Annotated in this window: 17 protein-coding genes; 10 read left to right on the top strand and 7 right to left on the bottom strand. The window is 66.5% G+C overall.

The features are described from left to right. Window position 1 precedes the first annotated feature (1 nt). Window positions 2-784, bottom strand: a complete 783-nt coding sequence (locus tag A5740_RS25045) for an HpcH/HpaI aldolase/citrate lyase family protein (RefSeq protein WP_254849334.1) — start codon at window positions 782-784, stop codon at window positions 2-4. Between the two features lie 77 nt (window positions 785-861). On the opposite strand from A5740_RS25045, the gene A5740_RS25040 reads away from it, so the two are divergent. From A5740_RS25040 to A5740_RS25030, 3 genes are read left to right on the top strand one after another with little or no spacing between them, the layout of a single operon-like run. After that, entirely contained in the window at window positions 862-2,007 is a 1,146-nt protein-coding gene (locus tag A5740_RS25040) for an acetyl-CoA acetyltransferase (RefSeq protein ID WP_076198596.1), read from the top strand. Further along, a complete protein-coding gene (locus A5740_RS25035) occupies window positions 2,007-2,411 on the top strand; it encodes a Zn-ribbon domain-containing OB-fold protein (protein WP_076198594.1) in 405 nt (134 codons plus the stop codon). Before A5740_RS25040 ends, A5740_RS25035 begins: the two co-directional genes overlap by 1 nt. Before the next feature lies 1 nt (window position 2,412). Then, window positions 2,413-3,720 (top strand): amidohydrolase family protein, encoded by a 1,308-nt coding sequence (locus tag A5740_RS25030; RefSeq protein ID WP_076198592.1) that lies wholly within the window; start codon window positions 2,413-2,415, stop codon window positions 3,718-3,720. 4 nt (window positions 3,721-3,724) lie between these two features. Here A5740_RS25030 and A5740_RS25025 read toward each other — a convergent pair whose 3' ends face one another. Continuing rightward, window positions 3,725-5,284, bottom strand: a complete 1,560-nt coding sequence (locus A5740_RS25025) for a class I adenylate-forming enzyme family protein (RefSeq protein ID WP_076198590.1) — start codon at window positions 5,282-5,284, stop codon at window positions 3,725-3,727. Window positions 5,285-5,339: 55 nt separating this feature from the next. On the opposite strand from A5740_RS25025, the gene A5740_RS25020 reads away from it, so the two are divergent. After that, entirely contained in the window at window positions 5,340-6,203 is an 864-nt protein-coding gene (locus A5740_RS25020) for an SDR family NAD(P)-dependent oxidoreductase (protein WP_076198588.1), read from the top strand. Between the two features lie 2 nt (window positions 6,204-6,205). Here the strand turns inward: A5740_RS25020 and A5740_RS25015 are convergent, their stop codons facing one another. After that, window positions 6,206-7,027 (bottom strand): enoyl-CoA hydratase/isomerase family protein, encoded by an 822-nt coding sequence (locus A5740_RS25015; RefSeq protein ID WP_076198586.1) that lies wholly within the window; start codon window positions 7,025-7,027, stop codon window positions 6,206-6,208. 96 nt (window positions 7,028-7,123) lie between these two features. Here A5740_RS25015 and A5740_RS25010 point away from each other — a divergent pair, with 96 nt between their 5' ends. The 6 genes from A5740_RS25010 to A5740_RS24985 are packed head-to-tail and all read left to right on the top strand — an operon-like array spanning window position 7,124 to window position 13,441. Then, the gene (locus A5740_RS25010; RefSeq protein ID WP_076198584.1) at window positions 7,124-8,374 is read left to right on the top strand and encodes a hypothetical protein; all 1,251 of its coding nucleotides are present in this window, start codon (window positions 7,124-7,126) and stop codon (window positions 8,372-8,374) included. Window positions 8,375-8,381: 7 nt separating this feature from the next. After that, window positions 8,382-9,188: an enoyl-CoA hydratase/isomerase family protein gene (locus A5740_RS25005; RefSeq protein WP_076198843.1), complete on the top strand. Its 807-nt coding sequence runs from the start codon at window positions 8,382-8,384 to the stop codon at window positions 9,186-9,188. Further along, window positions 9,185-10,441 (top strand): acyl-CoA dehydrogenase family protein, encoded by a 1,257-nt coding sequence (locus tag A5740_RS25000; protein WP_076198582.1) that lies wholly within the window; start codon window positions 9,185-9,187, stop codon window positions 10,439-10,441. Before A5740_RS25005 ends, A5740_RS25000 begins: the two co-directional genes overlap by 4 nt. Then, the gene (locus tag A5740_RS24995; RefSeq protein ID WP_076198841.1) at window positions 10,438-11,184 is read left to right on the top strand and encodes an enoyl-CoA hydratase/isomerase family protein; all 747 of its coding nucleotides are present in this window, start codon (window positions 10,438-10,440) and stop codon (window positions 11,182-11,184) included. The genes A5740_RS25000 and A5740_RS24995 overlap by 4 nt, the downstream gene beginning before the upstream one ends. After that, on the top strand, window positions 11,181-11,981 hold the full coding sequence (locus A5740_RS24990) for an enoyl-CoA hydratase/isomerase family protein (RefSeq protein ID WP_076198580.1): 801 nt from the start codon (window positions 11,181-11,183) through the stop codon (window positions 11,979-11,981). Before A5740_RS24995 ends, A5740_RS24990 begins: the two co-directional genes overlap by 4 nt. Then, window positions 11,978-13,441, top strand: coding sequence for a class I adenylate-forming enzyme family protein (locus A5740_RS24985; protein ID WP_076198578.1), 1,464 nt, complete (start codon window positions 11,978-11,980; stop codon window positions 13,439-13,441). Before A5740_RS24990 ends, A5740_RS24985 begins: the two co-directional genes overlap by 4 nt. Here the strand turns inward: A5740_RS24985 and A5740_RS24980 are convergent. The 4 genes from A5740_RS24980 to A5740_RS24965 are packed head-to-tail and all read right to left on the bottom strand — an operon-like array spanning window position 13,392 to window position 17,996. Further along, entirely contained in the window at window positions 13,392-14,255 is an 864-nt protein-coding gene (locus A5740_RS24980) for a hypothetical protein (RefSeq protein WP_076198845.1), read from the bottom strand. The genes A5740_RS24985 and A5740_RS24980 overlap by 50 nt on opposite strands. Before the next feature lie 23 nt (window positions 14,256-14,278). Further along, a complete protein-coding gene (locus A5740_RS24975) occupies window positions 14,279-15,823 on the bottom strand; it encodes a class I adenylate-forming enzyme family protein (protein ID WP_076198576.1) in 1,545 nt (514 codons plus the stop codon). Continuing rightward, window positions 15,820-17,019, bottom strand: a complete 1,200-nt coding sequence (locus A5740_RS24970) for an acyl-CoA dehydrogenase family protein (RefSeq protein WP_076198574.1) — start codon at window positions 17,017-17,019, stop codon at window positions 15,820-15,822. Before A5740_RS24970 ends, A5740_RS24975 begins: the two co-directional genes overlap by 4 nt. Then, on the bottom strand, window positions 17,016-17,996 hold the full coding sequence (locus A5740_RS24965; RefSeq protein ID WP_076198839.1) for an acyl-CoA dehydrogenase family protein: 981 nt from the start codon (window positions 17,994-17,996) through the stop codon (window positions 17,016-17,018). The genes A5740_RS24970 and A5740_RS24965 overlap by 4 nt, the downstream gene beginning before the upstream one ends. Between the last annotated feature and the right edge of the window lies 1 nt (window position 17,997).

Raw genomic sequence — 17,997 nt, 5'->3', positions numbered from 1 at the left:
GTCAGCGACCAATCGGTAGGGCACGAAGCGCCAGCGCTCGGGAGGTGGCCGCCTCGGTCATCATCCCGACATCGGTACCCGCCGAGATGAATCGCAGGCCGAGCCCGACGAATCGTTCCAGCAGGTCAACCGATTTGATACCGGCTATCCCGAGCGCCACACCGTGCCTACGGCAGGCCGCTGCAACAGAGCTTACCGCATAACGGAAACGCTCATTCTCATAGTCGCCGTGGATTCCCATCTCGGCGGTCAGATCACTCGGCCCGAGCAGGATCATGTCGACTCCCGCCACCGCGGCGATACCCTCACAGCCCGCAACCGCATCGGGAGTCTCGATCATCACCGCCACCACAGTCTGGTCCTCCAGTGCGGCGGCGAGCTCCGACGGACTTCTCGGGCCGAATCCGCTGACCACATTGGGACCGGAGATCGACCGCCGGCCGATGGGAGGAAATCGGGCCGCGCACACCACCGTGGACGCCTCGTCTGAGGAATTAACATGTGGCACAATGATTCCCACTGCCCCCGCATCGAGCACTCGGGCGATCACACTCGGATCATGCGAGGGCACCCGAACCAAACCGGCGATGCCGGCCCCCGCCGCTCCAACACACATCAGCGCGGCGGTATCCAGCGATGCCGACGTGTGCTCGAGGTCCACATAGATCGCGTCGTAACCGCAGGAGGCGGCGATGGCCGGGACCTCTGGAGTTCGGGAGTTCAACAGGGCCAGGCACAGTACCAACCGATCGCCGCGCAGCTTCGCCCTGAAATTCTGTTGCACCGGGTTTACCTTACGCAACGAGAACGATCATTTGCGCCGATTCGCATACGCCATTATCGGTGTGGTTAACATGGGCTATGCCAACCAGACGTGTTGCCATCGTGGGAGCCGGCCTGTCCGATTGCGGGAGGGTTCCCCAGATGACCGCGATGGGGTTGATGGCTCAGGCCGCGCGCCGCGCCGTCAGCGATGCGGGGCTGACCAAGGACGATATCGACGGCTTCGGTGGCCACGGCACATTGCTCCCGCCGATCGAGGTCAGCGAATACCTGGGGCTGCGGCCGCGCTGGGTCGACGCCACCAATGTAGGCGGATCCTCCTGGGAGGTAATGACTCGACATGCGGTCGCGGCCATCGCGACAGGCGAGGTCGACGTCGTCCTTCTGACCTACGGGTCCACCGCTCGCTCCGATGTCAAACGCCGGGTGCGCAGATTGGTTGCGGCGATGAACACCGGCGGCGCCATGCAGTACGAGGCCCCGTACGGCGCCTCTCTGATAGCCAAATACGCCATGGCAGCGCGCAGGCACATGATCGAATTCGGCACCACCGTAGAGCAACTCGCAGAGGTGGCGGTGGCGGCGCACGAGTGGTCGGCCATGAACCCCAACGCATTCGAACGCGACCGCATCACCCTGGCCGACGTCGCGTCGGCGCCCATGCTGGCAGACCCTTTCACCACCAAGCACGTCTGCCTGCGGACCGACGGCGGCGGTGCTGTGGTGCTCGCCAGTGAAGCCGTCGCCCGCTCGTGCGCCAAGGACCCGGTCTGGATCCTCGGATCAGCCGACGCGGCCTCGCATGTCAGCATGAGTGAATGGGGTGACTTCACCACGTCGGCGGCCGCGGTGTCCGGACCGGAAGCCTTCGCCCGGGCCGGAGTGCGCCCAGCCGATATCGACGTCTGCCAACTCTACGACTCCTTCACCGCCACAGTGCTTTTAACCGTTGAGGATCTCGGGTTCTGCGCCAAGGGCGATGGCGGCAAGTTCATCGAATCCGGAGCGTTGCGGCCCGGTGGGACGCTGCCCACCAACACAGACGGAGGCGGGTTGGCCTCCTGTCACCCCGGGATGCGGGGCATGTTCCTTCTGGTCGAAGCGGTTCGGCAACTGCGCGGCGAATGCGGTGACCGCCAGGTCGACGACGCTGAACTGGCCTGCGTGCACGCGATGGGTGGCTTCTTCAGCCACAGCGCCACCACGATCCTGGGGAGGAACTGATGAGCGCCCCGAACCGGCCGATGACCGACAGCGACAGCGAAGCGTGGTGGGCCGCCGTCCAGAACGGCGCATTGCTGGTCACTACCTGCGCATCCTGCGGACGGAATTCCTTGTATCCCAGACCCTTCTGCCCCTATTGCTGGGGTGAAGACGTGTCCTCGATTCCGGCCGGCGGTCGCGCGACGCTGTACACCTGGACGGTCGTCCACCAGGACGCTGCAACGTCGGTGGTCGCCATGGTCGACCTGGCCGAGGGCCCCCGGCTGATGACGAATATCGAACACTGCTCTCCCGACGACCTAGAGGCCGGGCTGCCGCTCATCCTCGACTTCCGTCACGACGACGACGGCTTCGTCGTTCCCGTATTCAGGCCCCTCACACCGGCACCACCCGAGAGGAAATGACATGAACAAAGACGACATGATCCTGGTCAGCGTCGACGACCACATCGTCGAGCCGCCCGACATGTTCAAGAACCACCTGGCCAAGAAGTACCAGGATGACGCGCCACGACTGTTGCACAACGCCGACGGTAGTGACACCTGGCAGTTCCGCGACGTCGTCATTCCCAACGTCGCGCTCAATGCGGTGGCCGGCAGGCCGAAGGAAGAGTACGGCCTCGAACCACAGGGGCTCGACGAGATCAGGCCCGGTTGCTACAACGTCGATGAGCGAGTCAAGGACATGAACGCCGGGGGAATCCTCGGCTCGATGTGCTTCCCGTCGTTCCCGGGCTTCGCCGGAAGGCTGTTCGCCACCGAGGACCACGAATTCTCCGTGGCCCTTGTACAGGCCTACAACGACTGGCACGTCGAGGAGTGGTGCGGAGCCTATCCCGCGCGCTTCATCCCGATGACCCTGCCGGTCATCTGGGACCCCGAGGCCTGCGCAAAGGAGATCCGTCGCAACGCCGCCCGCGGTGTGCACTCGCTGACCTTCACCGAAAACCCGGCGGCGATGGGCTACCCGAGCTTCCACGATCTGGACCACTGGAAACCGATGTGGGAAGCCCTTGTCGATACCGACACGGTGCTCAACGTGCACATCGGCTCATCGGGCCGGCTGGCGATCACCGCGCCTGACGCCCCGATGGACGTGATGATCACCCTGCAACCGATGAACATCGTGCAGGCCGCGGCGGATCTGTTGTGGTCCAAGCCCGTGAAGACCTACCCCGGCCTGAAGATCGCCCTCTCCGAGGGCGGCACCGGCTGGATCCCGTACTTCCTCGACCGGGCCGACCGGACCTACGAGATGCACTCCACCTGGACGGGTCAGGACTTCGGCAAGCAGACGCCCTCGGAGTTCTTCCGTGAGCACTTCCTGACCTGTTTCATCTCCGATCCGGTAGGCGTGGAACTGCGCCATCAGATCGGTATCGACAACATCTGCTGGGAGGCCGATTATCCGCACAGCGACTCGATGTGGCCCGACGCGCCCGAGGCGCTCGACGAGGTCCTCAAGAAGTTCGACGTTCCGGCAACCGATATCAACAAGATGACGTATGAGAACGCGATGCGCTGGTACCACTGGGATCCCTTCACCCACATCAGCAAGGAGCAGGCGACCGTCGGGAGCCTACGTAAGGCTGCCGAGGGCCACGACGTGTCCATCCAGGCGCTGTCCAAGCGGGAGCACAGCGACAGTTCGTCGGACTGGCAGGCCCGGATGAACAAGGCGACGATCAACGTCAGCGGCGGCACTAAGGGCTAGCGCATCACGGCGTCGCAGCCAGACGGTCGGCCACCGCGCGGGGCCGACCGTGTGCATTCTGGTGCAATGTTTTTCGTTCCACCTTGCCGTTGGCGTTGATCGGCAACGACTGGTCCCAGAACACCAATTCCTCCGGCAGCTTGTACTTGGGCAGGCCCGCCGATATCAGCGCTGCCGCCACCTCTCGCAGGGAGAGTTCCGCGGACCCGTCGAGTACCACCGCAACGGCGAGCCGCTCTCCGGTGGTCGCGTCGGGCACCGAGTACGCCGCGCACTCGCGCACCCCGGCGATCCTGGCCACCGCCTCCTCCACCTCAACAGCCGGAATCTTCATGCCGTTGCGGATCACGATGTCCTTGATCCGCCCCACAATGCGCACGCGCCCGTCCACCACCTCGGCGATATCGCCGGTGCGGAACCACTCCCCGTCGAACGCGGCTGTGTCGGCCTCGACGTCGGTGTAGCCCATGAAGGCGTGCGGGCCACGGATGCAGCATTCCGCGGGATCGTCGGCCGAGCCCAGCCGGACCTCCACGTCCGCCAGCGGCACTCCGTCGTCGGCATGCCGTACCTGCCGTGGACCGGTGCGCTGGCCGGAGGTGCTGACGGGAACTTCCGACGATCCGTAGGCACGCATCACGACGATCCCGAAATCCTCCTCGATGCGCTCGACGATCCGGCGGTCCAGCATCGTGCCGCCCAGGTACACCGCCCGCAACGGTACCGCCCGGTCCCGTGCCACCGCCTCGGCGAGCAACCGGTCCAACAGCCGGTCGGGCCCGCCGTACCAAGTCGCGCCCGTGGCCAGCAGCAGATCGCAGGTGGCCGCGGGTTCCCAACGATCCTCCAGCACCACCGGCACCGCGAGCATCGGGGCGATGAACAGCGTCTGCACCACCCCGGTCACCGAAGCGAGCGGACTGATCAAGAAGATCCGGTCCTCAGCACTCAGACCGGTGGCAGCGATGTAGTTGGCCGACGCCTTCCGCAGGGTGCTCAAAGAGTGCACCACCCCCTTGGGTCTTGCGGTGGTACCAGAGGTGAACAGCACGAACGACGGCTCGTCGGCAGGCCGTTGCGGGCGAACCGGCGCCGCGGTGATCGCGGCCGGAACCGCGATCCAGGTGCAGCGCCCTACCAAATCCGGTTTCGTAACGTCAGGCCAATTCGGTGCGAGACCGAACGCCGCCCCGGTGCGATCAACGATATCGACCACCTGTGCGGCCCCGGCGCTGCGTGGCACCAGCAGCACCACGGCATCCACACGTTCTACGGCATGGACTGCCACCACCGAGTCGACGTCGTTGCCGACCACGACGACAACCGGTGTACCCGGTGCCACGCCGGCCTCGGTCAGCGTCTGACAGACCCGGTCGATGCGTTCATCCAATTCCGAGTAGCTGAGTTCGACGCCACGGGTGATCAGTGCGGGCCGCGTGGGATACCTTGCCGCGGTGAAGCGAACGAGGTCCAGCGGCCGTTCGGACCAGACGCCGGCCGCGCGGTATCGCGGGCGTAAGCGTGCGGCGCGGGATGGCGCATCACCCAGCAGATCGGCTGCCATGACATCCTCCGATGCAAATGCACATTCTCGTTCATGCAAATGTAACCTCTCACCCATGTCAATCACATTCGAGGACCAGGTAGCCATCGTCACCGGAGCGGGCGGGGGCCTCGGCCGCTGCCATGCGCTCGAACTGGCGCGTCGTGGCGCGCGGGTGGTGGTCAACGATCTCGGCAGCGCGGTCGACGGCAGCGGAGCTTCGACATCGGCCGCGCAGCGGGTGGTGGACGAGATCACCGCCCGAGGCGGCACCGCCATCGCCAACGGTGACTCGGTGGCCACCGAGGCGGGTGGCCAGGCCATCGTCGCGGCCGCGGCCGAGGCGTTCGGGCGCGTGGACATCCTGGTGAACAACGCCGGCATCCTGCGCGACGCCGCTTTCAAGAACATGACCGCCGACCAGGTGGACGCGGTGATCGCCGTGCACCTCACCGGCGCGTTCAACGTGACACGCGCGGTGTGGCCGGTGATGCGACAGCAGAACTACGGCCGAATCGTGCAAACAACCTCGGGTACCGGGCTTTTCGGCAACTTCGGTCAAGCCAACTACGGTGCGGCCAAGATGGGCCTGGTCGGCATGATGCATGTGCTGGCGATCGAGGGCGCACGCAACGGCATCACCGTCAACGCCATCGCCCCCATCGCGCGGACCCGGATGACCGAGGACATCATGGGCGAGGCGGGCAAGGCGATGGACCCGGAACTGGTCACCCCGGTCGTGATCTATCTGGCACACCGCAGTTGCGAGCGCACGGCGCACATCTATTCGGTCGGGGCGGGCAAGGTGTCCAGGGTGTTCATCGGCGTGACCAAGGGAATCGAAGACACCGACCTCACCGCGGAAGGGGTTGCCGAGGCGATCGACCGGATCGACGACAGCTCGTCGTTCATCATCCGCGGCGGGCCGGCCGCCGGCTGAGCTCAGCGCCCGGTGAAGCGGGGCGGTCGGCGTTCGGCGAACGCGTACAGCCCTTCCTGCAGATCGCTTGTCCGGGAGATCAGTTCGGCCGCCCAGGCCTCCTGCTCGAACGCACGCTCGCGTGGGGATTCCGAGGAGACCGACAGCAGACGCTTGGTGAGCGCGAGCATCACCGACGGGCCCGCTGCCAACTGCACTGCCAGTGCATCCGCCGTCTGATCCACCTGTTCCGCGGGCACCACCCGGTTCGCCAGTCCGAGCCGCAGGCACTCGTCGGCGTCCACCGGTTCACCGAGCATCAACAGTTCGGTGGCCTTGCGCAGACCCACGATCCTGGTGAGCAGGTGCACCGCCCCGGAATCCGGCAGAATCCCGCGGTGCACGAACGCCTCCACGAGGGTGGACTGGCGCGCCATCACCACGATGTCGCAGGCCAACACCAGGCTGGCACCGGCACCTACCGCGGTCCCGTTGACCGCCGCGACAACCGGTTTGTCGCAGTCGAGTACCGCACTCACCAGCCTCTGCCAGCCCTGGGCCAGCATGCGGGCGATGTCGCCGGGCCGCCGGTCGGGCGCGAGCTGTGAAGCTGCATCAGCCGATCGGGACGGCAGCCCCGCCCCGGCGCAGAAGTGCCGCGACCCCGACGAGGTCAAGAGCACGGCTCGAACGGCGGCGTCCGTATGAGCGCCAATCAGGGCATCCGCCACGGCGTCTCGCGCCAAGGGCGACAACGAATTTCCGATTTCCGGGCGATCGATCACAATGCGGCGCACACCGTCTGCCCTTGTGTCGACCGTGATCCCTGTCGATTTCTCTGACATCCCACCCGCCCTGCGTTAACGGCATTTCCACTTTTCGGGTATCTTAATTCTCACTTTGGTTTAGGCCAAGGAACACGCACCTGAGGAGGCTGCTCGATGACCGAGACCGGCCGCATCACCGATGAGGGCCTGGACCGGCTGCGGGCGACCGTCGGCATCGCCGTCCCGCACACCCAACCGCCGCACTACCACCGCCCCAATGAGGACGCCTTCCGACATGTCGCGGAAAGCTACGGTGACGCCAACCCGCTGTGGTGCGAGCCCGACTACGCCACCAAGTCGGTCTGGGGCCAGTCGATTGCGCCACCCGCGCTTGTCGGCGGCGACACGTTGATCGGCGAAGACGAGGTCACCGAACTGTCCGACACCGACCGGGCGCTGACCAAAGGCGATCCACTGCGCGGCGTACACGCGTTCTATGCGTCCTCATCCCGGGAATGGTGGGCACCGCTGCGCGCCGGGCACCGGGTATTCCGGCGCAATGCCCTGGTGGCGGCGCTGGACAAGAACAGCGATTTCGCCGGTCGCGCCATTCACGAGTGGTCTGCCCAGGTGTTCCGGGACGACGAAGGCACCATCCTGGGCGGCCAGTACCGCAACATGATCCGCACCGAGCGAAGCAAGGCGCGCGGCCGCAAGAAGTACGAAGCGGTGGAACTCAAGACCTGGACGCCGGAGCAGATCGCCGAGATCGACGCGCGCTATCCGCAGGAGACCCCGCGCGGAGCCGAACCACGCTGGTGGGAAGACGTGGCCGAGGGCGACACCGTCGGGCCGCTGACCAAGGGCCCGCTCACCGTCACCGATATGGTCTGCTGGCACGTCGGCATGGGCACCGGAATGTATGGCGTGCGCCCACTACGACTGGCATGGCGTAATCGGCAACGCATCCCGCGGTTCTATAGTCCCAACGAGCACGGCGTCCCCGACGTCCAGCAGCGGGTGCACTGGGAGCCTGACGCCGCCCGTAATGCCGGTAACCCCACCACATTCGACTACGGCCGAATGCGCGAGACCTGGCTCATCCACCTCTGCACAGACTGGATGGGCGACGACGCCTGGCTGTGGAAACTGGACTGCGAGTTCCGGCTGTTCAATTACGTCGGCGATCTGCACACCATCAGCGGCACCGTGGCACGCAAGTTCCTCGCCGAAGGTGACCGGCCGGCCGTCGAACTCGAACTTGCGGCCACCAACCAGCGGGGCCAGATCACGACGCCCGGCCACGCCACCATCCTGCTGCCCAGTCGCGAACGCGGACCGGTTCGACTTCCCGATCCCCCCGGCGGGGCGACCGACCTCGCCGAGTTGCTAACCGCCGTCTCAGCTCAGTTCGCCGAACACTGATATGCCGATGGCCTACTCCAGCGTCGACGGACTCGTGGTCGAACACCTCGGCCCCGAGTTGCGGCTCACGTTCGATCGTGCCGACCGCCGCAACGCCGTCAACGACACGGTTCTGGACGCCGTGATCGAACATGTCGCGGCCGCCGGTACCGACGAGACGGTGCGCGTCATCCGCATCGACGCGAACGGCTCCGACTTCTGCGCAGGCTCTGACCTCATCGCCAACAACGCACGCTCCGAACGTAAACCGCGGGTCGGGAGCACGCAGCGCCGGATGCCGAACAAAGCGAACCGGTTGATCCCGCTCATGCTCGAGACGCAGGTCCCCATCGTCGCCGTGGTGCGAGGCTGGGCCGCCGGGCTCGGATTCCACATCGCGATGGCCGCCGACTTCTGCGTGGCCGCCACCGACGCCCGATTCTGGGAGCCGTTCATGGCCCGCGGGTTCAGCCCGGACAGCGGCGCCGCCTGGCTGCTGCCCCGCGTGATCGGGATGGTACGCACCCGCCGGTTGCTGATGCTCGGTGAGGAGATATCCGGGGCCGATGCCGCCGACTGGGACATCATCCACGGTGCCCATCCCGTCGGCCAACTGGAATCGGCGGCAGACGAGCTGGTGGGCAGGTTGGCCGCGGCACCCACCGTTGCACTGGGGCTGACCAAGTGGCTGTTGCAGAGCGGCCACGGGTTGGACCTGGACCGACACCTGCACAACGAAGCCATGGCTCTCGAGCTGTCAAGCCGGAGCGATGATTTCAAGGAGGGGCTGGCCGCCTTCCGGGACAAACGGGATGCGGAGTTTCAGGGCCGATGACACTGCCTATCGACAAGACCACCAGCACCGACGACGCGGTCGCCGCAGTACGGATGTGGGTGGAGGCCGAGGTGCCCGCCCATTGGCGGACCGCCGCAGCCCAGGGCGCCCAGGCACTGCGCGCCGTCCGCACGCCGGCCGCCTATCGGGCCTGGTATCCCACCTTCGCCGCGACCGGACTCGTCGCCCCGACCTGGCTACCCGAATACGGTGGTCTCGGTATCTCCAACGTGGTGGCCCGCAGCATCGAATCGGTGCTGACACCGCTGCGGCTCACGCGGTTGAACCCCTTGGGCCTCAACAATGCCGCGGCCGCGCTGTTCAGCCACGGCACCGAGGAACAGCGCCTGCGTTTCCTCCCGCCGATCGTGGCGAACGAGGAGAAGTGGTGCCAGTTGTTCAGCGAACCCGGCGCAGGTTCGGACCTGGCGTCGCTGGCCACTCGCGCCGTCCGCGACGGCCCCGGAAATGACGCAGACTGGGTGGTCACCGGCCAGAAAGTGTGGACGACCTGGGCCGATGATGCCGACTTCGGCATTCTGCTGGCCCGCACCGACCCGGATCAGCCCAAACACCAAGGCATCACCTATTTTCTGCTCGATATGCGACAGCCCGGCGTCGAGGTGCGCCCGCTGCGGCAGATCACCGGTGAGCGGGAGTTCAACGAGGTGTTCCTGGACGGCGCCCGGGTCCCCGACGCGCATCGGGTCGGCGATCGGGGCGACGGCTGGCGGGTCAGCGCGTCGACGCTGTCCAGTGAACGCCAGATGGTGTCGGGGTCGGGTTCGGGCGGCATGGGCCGCCTCGGCGGCTCCGGCGCGCAACGATTGATCACGCTGGCGCAGGAGACCGGCCGCTGGTCCGATCCCGTGATCCGGAACAAGGTCATGCGGCTGTGGGCCCAGGAGCAGATCCGTGGCTGGACCAACGTCCGGGTCCGGGAGGCGCTCAAGGCCGGCCAATCACCCGGTGCGGCATCCTCCATCGGCAAGGTCCATCAGGCCACGCTGAACCAGCAGATCCAGGATCTGATGGTCGACCTGCTCGGCACGGACGCGCTCGCCTGGACTGCCACCGAGGACGCGGACGCGTTACCGCGGGAGGTGCAGGGCTGGATGCGCAGCCTGGCCAACGGCACCGAGGGCGGCACCACCGACATCAACAAGAACGTTCTCGGGGAACGTGTGCTCGGTCTGCCCAAGGAGCCCGATCCGTGGAAGGGCAAGCCCTGGAAGGACATCCCGCGATCGTGACCGACTACGAGCGGATTGCGGTGGAGAAGTCCGACGGGGTCGGCTGGCTGACCCTCAATCGCCCAGATGCCGGCAATGCCTTCGATGCGCTGATGCTCGACGAGCTGGAAAACGCGTGGGCCGACCTCGACGCCGACCCCGATGTGCGGGTCATCGTCAACATGGCCAACGGACGATCCTTCTGCACCGGGATGGACGTCGTGCAGGTCGCCCGCGACAAACAGGCGATGCGCAAACACTCCCGGCGCACCAGGGACGCCGAGCTGAAGATTTCGTCCTGGCACTGCGACGTCTGGAAGCCGGTGATCGCAGCGGTCAACGGGGTGTGCGCCGGGGGCGGCCTTCACCTGGTCGCCGACGCCGACATCGTGATCGCCGCCGAACGCGCCTCCTTCGTCGATCCACACGTGTCGGTGGGGCAAGCCGTCGCCTACGAGGCGATCACCCTGCTGCGTAAATCGCCGATGGAAGCCATCACTCGAATGACGTTGAGCGGCAAGGGTGAACGGATCTCGGCCCAGCGCGCCTATCAACTCGGCATAGTCTCCGAGGTCGTGCCAGACGACGCGTTGCGCGCGGCGGCCGGAACGCTGGCCGCCGCGATCGCGGTCAACTCCCCTACCGCGATGCGGGTGACCAAAAAGGCGCTGTGGCGGTCGTTGGAGGTCGGACTGACGCAAGCCCGCCAAGAGGCGGCGGAAGCGATCCGCCAGATGCACAACCATCCCACGGAGGTGTCATGACCTACCAGCGACTGATCGTCGAGCGGCGCGGTCCCGTCGGATGGATCATCAACAACCGCCCGGACCGGCTCAACGCCTACGACGTAGTCATGCGCGACGAGTTCCGCAGGGCGTGGGCCGAGTTGGATGCCGACGCCGATGTCCGGGTCATCGTGCACACCGGCAATGGACGCGCTTTCCAGGTGGGCGCCGATGTCGACGACCTCGATGGCGACGCGGTGCATCAGTTCCAGGAGACCATGGCCTCCCTCGACCTGGGCCTGACCGGTTGGCACTGCAATGTCGGTAAACCCGTCATCACGGCGGTCAACGGCGTATGCGCGGGCGGCGGCCTGCACTGGGTGGCCGACGCCGACATCGTCATCGCCTCCTCGAATGCCACGTTCGTCGACCCGCACGTGTCGATCGGTCAGGTCAGCGCTCTGGAGACGATCGCCCTGATGCGCAAGATGCCCGCCGAGGCTGTGCTGCGGATGGCGTTGGTGGGTAGCCACGAGCGGCTCACCGCACAACGGGCCTACGAGCTCGGCATGGTCAGCCAGGTGGTGGATCCGCCGGAGAAACTACGCGATGTCGCACAGGAACTCGCGGAGAAGATCGCCATGAACTCACCCGCGGCAATGCGGGCCACCAAACGAGCACTGTGGGGTGCCTTGGAATACGGGCTGACCGACGCCTGCCGCGCAGGCGCCGAACATCTGACCTCGATGTGGGGCCACCCCGACCAGGATGAGGGTCCGAAGGCCTTCTCCGACAGGCGCAGCCCCAATTGGCTTCCTCTGGAGGCAGAGTCGTGAGCTTGACGGAGTTGCTCGACGACCTGCCCGCCGTGGCAGTGCACACGGTCGAATTCGACGTACCACGGGACGATCTGGTGGTCGCTGCCCGCCGGCTCGGTGAGTTGCTGACCGAGGCCGGAGTTCAGACGGGGCGGGTGGTGGCGGCGATGCTGCCCAACGAGGCCACCACCATCGCCGGACTTTTCGGCACCTGGTGCGCCGGTGGCGTCTACACACCGCTCAATCCGCGGGCTGCCGATGCCGAGGTGACATCCCAGCTGGCCACTCTTCGGCCGGTTGCCGTCATCACTACGCCCGAGCTGGCACATCGCTTCTCGTCGTCAAAGTTGCCTGTCATCATCGGCTCTGGACTGTCCTGGCGACTCGCTGCCACGGGTGAGGCGCAGCAGGGTCCGCGACAATACGACGCCGACGTGGCACTGCTGCAATTCACCTCCGGCACCACCGGGGCACCCAAACCGGTGCCGCTACGGCACACCACGGTCCTCGATCTCATCGACCGGCTGCTGACCAAACTGCGAGGCAAGCCGGACGCCGACAAACCCAAACGTGCACCCATGCCCAATTTGGTCCCACTGTCGCTGTCCCTGTGGGCCGGCATCTATCAAGTGCTGTTCGCATTCCGGGCTGGATCCGGAGTCGTTCTGATGAACCACTTCGCCCCAGGGGATTTCGCCGCGCTGGTTCGGCGACACCAGTTGCGTTCCACTGTGTTGCCGCCGGCCGCGCTGACGATGGTGCTGCACGACGAGACGGTGACCGACCTGTCGCCGTTGAAGATCGTGCGATCCATCACCGCGCCACTCTCGCCGGTTCAGGCCGCACGGTTCCGCGACAGATTCGGTGTGCTGGTGCTGAATTCGTACGGCCAAACCGAGCTCGGCGGCGAGGTGGTCGGCTGGTCGGCAGCCGATGCCCGCGAATGGGGTGAGACCAAACTCGGTTCGGTCGGTCGCCCTTTGCCTGGTATCGACGTCACGATCACCGAGGACGAGGTGATGGTGCGCACGCCGACAACGGCGGCCCGCAAGATCGACCCGGCCTTCCTGGATCGGCTCACCGACGACGGCTGGTTCCACACGGGCGATCTGGGCTGGTTCGACGACGACGGTTTCCTGTGGCTCGACGGCCGGGTGTCGGACATGATCAACCGCGGTGGGCTGAAAGTGTTCCCCGGCACCGTGGAGGATGTCCTGCTGGCCGCCGCCGGGGTGCGCGAAGCCGCCGTGGTCGGGGTCCCCGACGAACGCCTCGGCGAGGTGCCCTGGGCCTTCGTGGCCCGCCTGGACGACACGATCACCGAGCAGACGCTGGACGCATGGTGCAGGGAGCGATTGACCCCCTATCGGGTACCCGCCCGCATCGTGTTCGTGGAGCGGTTGCCGCGCAACGATGTCGGCAAGGTGGTCAAGCGTGATCTGTTGCCGCACGCTGAAACACATGCGTCGCCACGGTGACCAACTTTCCGCCGGCCCCGTCGTCGTAGACCTGCGTGCGTGCCGCCACGACGCCACCGGCGCCGGTCAGCGGTTCGGCCACGAAACGGAACGGGCCCACCTTGGCCCTGGCCAGGAACATGGTGTGCGACGAGACTCCGGTGAGCGTGTCCGTCTGTGCCAGTTCGGCGGCGCTGCTGCGGGCCGCTGTCTCGGTCATCACGAACTGCGGACCCACGTGCAGCGCCGCATCCGGCGAGGCCACCTCCACCGACAGTTCGGGCAGCAGCCAGGTGCCGGCAGCTACCCGGCGGCCACCGAACACCTGCCATAACGGCGGCAGATCCGGCGAGTCGACCACTTCGATCGGCTCCACGACCATCTTCTGCAGACCGTCCGGGGGGATGCCGATCGTCACGCCCTGGCCTTCGGTGACGGCCAGCACGCGGGCCGGTTCATCGGCGTCGACGATCAGAGATCGGCTGTAGGCCATGCTGCGGCCGCGCTTCAGGTCCTCGGTGCGCACCTCGAATCGGCTCACGCCGGCACCGGTGTCCAGGACCTGACAGGAGTGCACCACCGGGTTCGGGACCGCCTCCAGATCTGACACCAGGCCACCCTCGGGCGAGGCGATACCGAAGACGCACAGCAGAATTGCGCCGGCGCCGTCGCGCATATCGGAGCGCACGGCGACGGTGTCGTCGACGGGCCCGACGTTCATCGACCCGTGGTGCCGTCCGATGTACCGGTAGCTGAGCAGGCCACCCCAGCGGCGCTGCAGTTCGGCGGCGTAGGCAACGGGGTCGTCTTTGAGATCTCTGATATCGCGAATGATGTTGCCTCCCTGTACTGACGGTCTCATCGACCTGCGAACTGCGCGCGCAGTTCGGTCTTGAGCACCTTGCCGGTCAGGTTGCGCGGCAGCGCCTCCACCAACTCCAGGCGCTCGGGTGCCTTGTGTTTGCTCAGTCCGCTGCACTGGCAGTGCGCGAACAGCGAGTCGAGGGTGACCGGGGCGCCGGGCTGGGCGACGACCACCGCGCACACCCGCTCACCGGTACGCTCGTCGGGCACGCCGATCACGGCGACATCGGCCACCGCGGGGTGAGTTGCCAGCACGTTCTCGACCTCCAGGGCGGAGATGTTCTCGGCGTTGCGGATGATCGCGTCCTTGATCCGGCCGGTGACTGCGACGTTCCCACGCACATCGATCCGCCCGCGATCACCGCTGCGGAACCAGCCGTCGGCGTCGAACGCGTCGGCATCGAGTGTGGCGTCGACGTAGCCCTGGAAACACTGCGGCCCCTTGAGCTGCAACTCCCCCTCGCCGCCTCTTTCCACCTCGTGCCCGGACTCGTCGACCACCCGCACCGATACCCCTGGCACCGGACTGCCTACCGTGTGGTCGAGCACATCCGGATCGGCGTCCGGTCGCGGTGAGGTCGCGACCGGGAACTCTGTGAGTCCCCAGGCGTTCGCCACACCGGGTACCGAGAGGATCTCGCGCAACTGATGGTTGAGCTCCGCCGTGATCGGCGCGCCGCCGCCGACACAGCCGCGCAGGCGATCGAACAGGGGCTCGGTGCCGTGCAGTTTCTGGGCGGCCATGAACGCGACGAAAAACGGTGTGGCCGAGCCGAGAATCGTGACACCGTGAGCCGCCATGGCCTTCGGTGTCTCGATCGGGTCGAACGTGTCGAACAGCACCAGCTGCATCCCGGTCAGCAACGAGGCGGCCAGCATGGTTGCTCCCCCGACATGCGATACCGGGAACGCAATCGGGTTGACATCGTTGCTGGAAGCCCCGACCATCCCCACCACTCCGGCGGACCCGGCGATGACCGACCGGTCGCAGTGCCGGACGCCCTTGGGTGCCGCGGTGGTCCCCGACGAGTAGTACACCCAGCGAGCCTGCTCCGCCGACGCGGGCGGAGGTCCGAGCCTGGTCGGATCAGCGCTGGGTAATCGCAGGCTGTCCGTGATGGGCGTCTCGTGGTCGACGATCACGATCGACATCTCACGTTCGGCCGCGAGTTCGGCGGCCAGCGCCGCATGGTCGAAGCCCCGCCACTTCCCCGGGACTATCAGCACCTCGGTGTCGAGTTGCGTTGTCGCGAAACGCACTTCGGCTGACCGCCAGATCGGCAGGATGGGATTCTGCACCGCGCCCAACCGGGCCAGCGCCACCATCACGACCATCGTCTCGATCGTCGTGGGTAGCTGCCAGGACACCACGGCGCCCGCCGAAGCCCCGCGCTGCGCCAACGCCGCCGCGGTGTCCAGCGCGGCATCGCGCAACTGCGCGCTGGTCAGGCTACGCCCGAAATCGTCGATCAGGACCAGCCGGTCGGGATGCTGGGAGGCCGCGGTATCGACCAGGTCCCAGTACGTTGGCGAAGTCACCGGCTCGGCAGGTTCAACCGGCGTTTGGCGAGGATATTTCGCATCATCTCCGAACTCCCCCCGGACACGGTGTAGGCGCGAGACCACAACCAGCACTCCCGCAGCCGCTGTTTCGCATGCTGGACATCGGCATCGGCGGCAACGGTACACACCATCGCACCGAGTTCGGCGCCGTACGCCGAAACCCGGTGGTAGGTCTCGGCGAAACTCAGCTTCGCTATCGATCCGTCGCCGATCTCATCCGCCCCGACCGTCATTCGCTCGACATGGTCGTCAATGAACGCCTTGGCCACCTCGACCTCTACCGCGAGGTCGGCCACCGTCTGACGGATGTCGTCATGGTCGAAAGCGGGCCTGCCGCCGAGGGTCGCGTTCCGTGCCACTGTCACCAGATCGTCGATCAACAGCTCCAGCAGGATGACGTTGCCGCCGATGCCGAAGCGTTCGAAATCCAGGCCTGTCATGATGATCGACCAGCCTTGGCCGGGTTGGCCGATGAGTCCGTCGGGGCCGACGGTGACGCCGTCGAAGAAGACCTCGTTCACCTCGATCGCTTCGTTGATGGTCCGGATCGGTCGCACCTCCACCCCCGCCGCCGACAACGGGACGATGAACGCCGACAGACCGTGATGCCGTGTCGACGCCGGGTCGGTCCGGATCAAGGCCAGGCCCATGTCGGCCCAGTGTCCGTCCGTGATCCAGGTCTTCTGTCCGTCGAGAACCCAGGAGCCGTCGTCGCGGCGCACACCGCGGCAGCGCACCCCCGCGATATCGCTGCCGGCATCCGGCTCGCTGAGCAACTGACACCACACATGCTCGCTGCGCCGGATCGGCGGCAACAGGGCAGCCTTCTGCTCGTCGGACCCGAAGTGCAGCAGCACGTGTGCCGCCAGGTTGACCTGGTCGACCGGCCGGGGCGCCCGGGCCCGCAGGAGTTCCTCGCTGACGATGCGATCGTGTAGCGGATGGTGATCCGGCCTGCCGCCGTATTCGACCGGCCAGTCCGCACCGACGAAGCCCGCGGCGAACAGGCCGGCGAACCACGTGCGCAGCTGGGCCTCCTGCTCAGCGTTCTCCGGGGCCCGGCGCCCTTCGCGAGCGGCGAAAGGCGGTGCGTATTCGCCGATATGGGCACGCACACGCTGCCTGAAGTCCGCCAGCTGCGCGGTGCCGGGTCGATCGCTCACGACGCTCACCAGCCGGCCTTCTCCGCCAAATCTGCTCGGCTCGAGCGGGCCGTCCCGAGCAGGTAGCCGTTGGTGAAGGTACGGCGCATTTCGTGGTGCAAGGGATACTCCCAGGTGAATCCGATACCGCCGGACAGTTGCATGCACTCGTCGACGGCAGCGGTGGCTTTCGACGCGACGAAGGCGTGGGCGGTGGCGGACAACGCAATCGCGTCGGCCGTCACGTCCGCACGTGCCAGGGCACGAGCAGCCTTCATGCTCACCGCGCGCGCCTTGGCCTCCAGAACCAGGAGATCGACCAGTCGGTGCTGCACCGCCTGAAAGCTCGCGATAGGCGCACCGAAGGCGATCCGATCTTTCAGATAGGCCACCAGCCGCTCGAAGGTCCGCGACAGAGCGCCCAGCGAGTCCGCACTGAGCAGCACCTTGGCCACCGCCAGCAGCTGTTCGGCGCGCTGCGGTCCTCCGATGGTCACACCGGCTGTACCCGCGAGCTCGACCCGCCACGCCGATCGGTTGATGTCCAGCAGCTCGTCGTCGCGGGCCCTCGGCACGGTATCGGACATCTCGAACAGCTGAATTCCGTTGCTTCCCAGCGTAATCAAGAGCCGCAGGGAATCGGCACCGGCCACCCGAACGGTATCGCCGGCCTGCGCCACCGCCGACGGCGCAGCACCGTCGAGCACGGTGGCGAGCCAGCGCTCGCGAATCTCGGCCGGCGCCGTCGAGAGCGCCGCCGCGGTAATCACGGCTCCCAGCCACGTCGACCGGTCGCCGGCACGCCCGAGTTCCTCGGCGACTACGGTCGCCTCCATTGGCCGCCATCCGGTACCGCCGAGTGACTCGTCGACCAGCAGGCCCGTCCAGTCCATGCCGGCGAGCTCGGCCAGCGACTTCTTCTCACCGCGGCCGGTGAGGAACTCGCGCGCCGAATCCCGTAGGAATTCGAGATCGACGTCGTCGGATGAGCTTGCGTCGACCGTCACC

It is taken from the genome of Mycobacterium sp. GA-1841, assembly GCF_001954135.1.
Lineage (GTDB): Bacteria > Actinomycetota > Actinomycetes > Mycobacteriales > Mycobacteriaceae > Mycobacterium.
This window is presented reverse-complemented; position numbering and strand designations above follow the sequence as displayed.